The 3,873-nt window shown below is 35.1% G+C and carries 5 protein-coding genes; all 5 read left to right on the top strand.

Annotation, left to right across the window (positions count from 1 at the left end; translation table 11 throughout):
- The coding region (locus VQ048_RS11860; protein ID WP_327611878.1) for an RHS repeat-associated core domain-containing protein at nt 1–1,416 on the top strand (1,416 nt) is incomplete at its 5' end.
- Nucleotides 1,406–1,840: a hypothetical protein gene (locus VQ048_RS11855; protein ID WP_327611877.1), complete on the top strand. Its 435-nt coding sequence runs from the start codon at nt 1,406–1,408 to the stop codon at nt 1,838–1,840. The genes VQ048_RS11860 and VQ048_RS11855, both read left to right, overlap by 11 nt.
- Before the next feature lie 90 nt (nt 1,841–1,930).
- A complete protein-coding gene (locus VQ048_RS11850; protein ID WP_327611879.1) occupies nt 1,931–2,926 on the top strand; it encodes an RHS repeat-associated core domain-containing protein in 996 nt (331 codons plus the stop codon).
- 262 nt (nt 2,927–3,188) lie between these two features.
- Complete coding sequence (locus VQ048_RS11845; RefSeq protein WP_327611876.1) at nt 3,189–3,515, top strand: hypothetical protein; 327 nt, start codon at nt 3,189–3,191, stop codon at nt 3,513–3,515.
- 1 nt (nt 3,516) lies between these two features.
- Nucleotides 3,517–3,873, top strand: a 357-nt coding sequence (locus VQ048_RS11840) for an RHS repeat domain-containing protein (RefSeq protein ID WP_327611875.1), incomplete at its 3' end; no start/stop codon positions are given.

Genomic DNA, 3,873 nt, shown 5'->3' with positions numbered 1-3,873 from the left:
TTTGTGGTTAATAAGGGTAAATTTACCAAGCATTACTTCGAGGGAACTTCAAGAATAGTAAGTAAGTTAGGGGAAGGTACTTTTCATCAGCCGACAGGTCTAACCGCTGGCGGTATAGACTATATTAAACAAAGTGCGAAAATACAGGAAGCCATAGACCAATATATCAAAGGATTAAACATTCCGCCAGGTCCGCCAACCCAGCACGGTATATACGGTACGCCAGAGTGGACAGGACAAGATTATCCGTCGATTGACTGGAGTGATATATCCCAAGACCAAGAGCCACCAGAGGGTTGGCCAAGACCGCCGAAGTTTAACGAGCCGGGTGATGTGCCGGGTCCACCAGTACAATACGGCGACCCCGTGAAACCAGAAACGGTAGAGGGTGGTTTTGGATTTAAGGATAACGGTGTGGAGGAAAAGAATTTATACTACTATCACCCTGACCACCTCGGCAGTAGCAGTTATATTACAGATGTTAATGGCGATATAAACCAACACACAGAGTACATTGCCTTTGGTGAGGTATTGTTTGATGAGCATAAAGTGAGCAGAAGAATGCCGTATCTTTTCAATGGTAAGGAGTTGGATAGCGAGACGGGGTTGTATTATTATGGAGCAAGGTATTATGATGCAAGAGTAAGTTTGTGGTTGAATGTAGACCCGTTAGTAGAAAAAACAATGCAACCGTATGCTTATACTAATAATAATCCTATAATGTTGATAGACCCTGATGGTAGGGCAGCAATGCCTCCAGATGATCATTTTGATCATAATGGGAAGTTTTTATACACAGATAACAGAAAAACAAATAATATTATCATTCATGTACCGTATATTAGAGATAATTCAAATGTTTTTCAAAGTATATCAAATAGTCTCTTTGGAACCAAATATGGAATAGAAAAAGGAATAAATCAAGTACAGTTGAAGGATTATAAATTTAATAATGTAAAGGATTTTGCTTTATTAAATAATATAGCAAAGCACTATGCCAAAGATGCTGATGTAGATGTTAAGAAACTATATAATGGTAATTTTTCTGTGGGAGCGTTTAATAATGTTACAGGTGTAGGATTGGCACTCTCGGGAAAAAAGATTGGTTTTAATGGTGGTGAGTTTTGGGGGATGACGCAAGAAGGAGCAATTCCAATGATGCATACGGATGGAAATAAGGTTGTCATTGATATTTATAATAACCGTATAGCGGATATTTTTTTGAATGATAAATATAACTTTATTAGTGTTTTAGGTCATGAAGGAAGTTCAAAAGGACACTTAGGTTTACCAAATGCAAAGCATAGTACAATTTACGAAAATCAAAAACAAAGACCTCTTTTTAAGTATACAACACCAGAGTTTAAAGAGCATGTTGAAAATAATATTAAATATTATAAAAGCAATGGAGATTAGATATTTTATTATGATTGTGTTTGTAAGTATTATATTGGTAGGGTGTAATTTTAAGAAAGCCCCCATTATAAAACAACAAGAACTTTTGTACAATCATTCAGAAACAGATGGTAATTGCAAAATTATACTGAAAACCGTACTCGAAATAAATGAAAATAGAAATAAATATTTTTTAGTTTTAGACAATAATAAAATAGAACTTACTCATAGTCGTAAAGTTCATGATGGAGTAGAGTATATGGTTAGTCTTAAAATAAAAGAGGCTATATGTGAAGATAGCATGTTTGTTCATAAAATCAAAAATAGTATTATAACGGATTTAAAAAATGAAAAGATAAGTAAAAGTAAAAACTATAAATTTGATGTAAGGTCTACAGTATGGATAGGAAATGATGAAGAAAAACCGTATATAAATTTTAAGTAGTATATCAGGTCGGGTCGTGTATCAGAGTTAGTGATGATGATTTAGAATATTGAGGGGTATTGTTATCCAGCGGAGAGGTTCTTTTGAAATATTGGTTTAGACAAAGAGGGTATTAGTCAGCACACAGAGTACGTTGCCTTTGGCGAGGTGTTATTTGACGAACACAAGGTAAGCCGACGAATGCCGTATCTTTTCAATGGTAAGGAACTGGATAGCGAGACGGGATTGTATTATTACGGTGCGAGATATTATGATGCAAAGGTTTCTTTATGGCTCGGTACAGACCCATTAAGTGGGTACAATCCAATAATGGAAACAGAGCATTATATAGATGGTCAGCATAACGGAGGAGTGTATAACTCTGGGAATCTTAATTCTTATATCTACTGTTATCAGAATCCTATAATTTTTGTTGATCCTAATGGAAAACAAAATTATTCTTTTATTTTAAAAGGAAAACAATACAATTATAGTGTTAAAGAGGTAAATGTCTATTCTCATACCATTGTTTCAAATGGAGACGGCTACGTTAGATATCGCAACTCTCAAAATGACCAAGTTGTTAATAGAATCCAATCTAATTATAAACCTCTGAATAATTGGACAGGTTCTTCTGAGGACAGAATTACAATCTTTCTAAAAGGACAAAACAAACCATTTACTGTAAGTTCTCAAGATGTTGCACCACAATATAGAGCAACCTTTGTTAATGATGTGAGTAGGCTATTTGGAGCATATAATGGAGATAAAGTGAGAGCATTCGAGGCATTTTCTGACTTTATGGATCCTGTCAATAAGGGTATTTCTTACTTAAGTGCATTCAATAGTTTTGCCGCCGTTTTAGATCTTCCTTTAACAGGAACCGATATTTTAAATCAGTTTTTAATAGATCAAGAAAAAGGTAAGTTCTCTAAATCTACTGGAAAAGCAACGGGAGCTATATTAAACAACTATCTTTCAGGATTAGTTAAAAGAAAATATGGTGCTTCGGGGCAAGCTGCATACAATGTTGCTGTAGCACCATTAGTAGAAAAATCCCTTACTAAAGTTGCTGAAGAGTATGAAAAGTCTAATAATAAGAAATAATTAAAATGAACGAATTTTTTTATATAGTTGATTTTTTAATATTTCAATTTTTAATATTTTTTCAAATTAGAAAATCTGTAAAAAAATACGGGTTTGATACTGGCACAATTTCAATTATAAAGGGTCTTATTTTTTTGAATTGTTTTGTATTTATAATTTGATCTTAGGTCGCTCAACTATATTAGTTGTTTTTGATTTTTTTAAGTGGATGTTTAAAAATGGGTAGTGTATCAAAGTTAGTGATGCTAAAATAAACTAAAAAATGTACTGTCAAACTGTCATAAAAAGGAGAAATGCGTTTCGGGGTTTGGTCGGAGCTACGACGGAGACACGACGGAGCGATGACGGAGCGGTACGCAGTAAAAAAAGACTGTCAAAATGGCAAAAAGACAAGTTTACTAAGCACTATTTTGAAGGCACAAGCCGTATTGTGTCAAAATTGGGCGAGGGAACTTTCCATCAGCCAACAGGCTTAATGGCAGGCGGTATAGACTACATTAAACAAAGTGCGAAAATACAGGAAGCCATAGACCAATATATCAAAGGATTAAACATTCCGCCAGGTCCGCCGACCAGTAAAACCCGATAATGTGAAAGGTGGGTTTGGTTATGTGGATAATGGGATAGAGGAGAAAAATCTCTATTATTACCACCCCGACCATTTAGGAAGTTCTTCGTATATCACGGATAAGGACGGTAACATTAGTCAGCATACAGAGTACATCGCCTTTGGCGAGGTGCTATTTGATGAGCATAAAGTAAGTAGAAGAATGCCATATTTGTTTAATGGTAAGGAGTTGGATAGCGAGACAGGATTGTATTATTACGGGGCGAGATATTACGACCCGAGAGTAAGTTTGTGGCTGAATGTAGACCCGTTAGTAGAAAAAACAATGCAACCGTATGCTTATACGAATAATAACCCTATAATGTTGATAGACCCAACG

It is taken from the genome of Bergeyella anatis, from assembly GCF_036016955.1.
Lineage (GTDB): Bacteria > Bacteroidota > Bacteroidia > Flavobacteriales > Weeksellaceae > JAYWXI01.
The sequence above is the reverse complement of the archived record's forward strand: the minus strand, read 5'-3'. Positions and strand labels throughout refer to the sequence as shown.

Excerpts from the sequence above, each read along its gene's own strand:
- VQ048_RS11855 (WP_327611877.1), top strand. The coding sequence starts at position 1,406 with ATGGAGATTAGATATTTTATTATGATTGTGTTTGTAAGTATTATATTG.
- VQ048_RS11845 (WP_327611876.1), top strand. The coding sequence starts at position 3,189 with ATGTACTGTCAAACTGTCATAAAAAGGAGAAATGCGTTTCGGGGTTTG.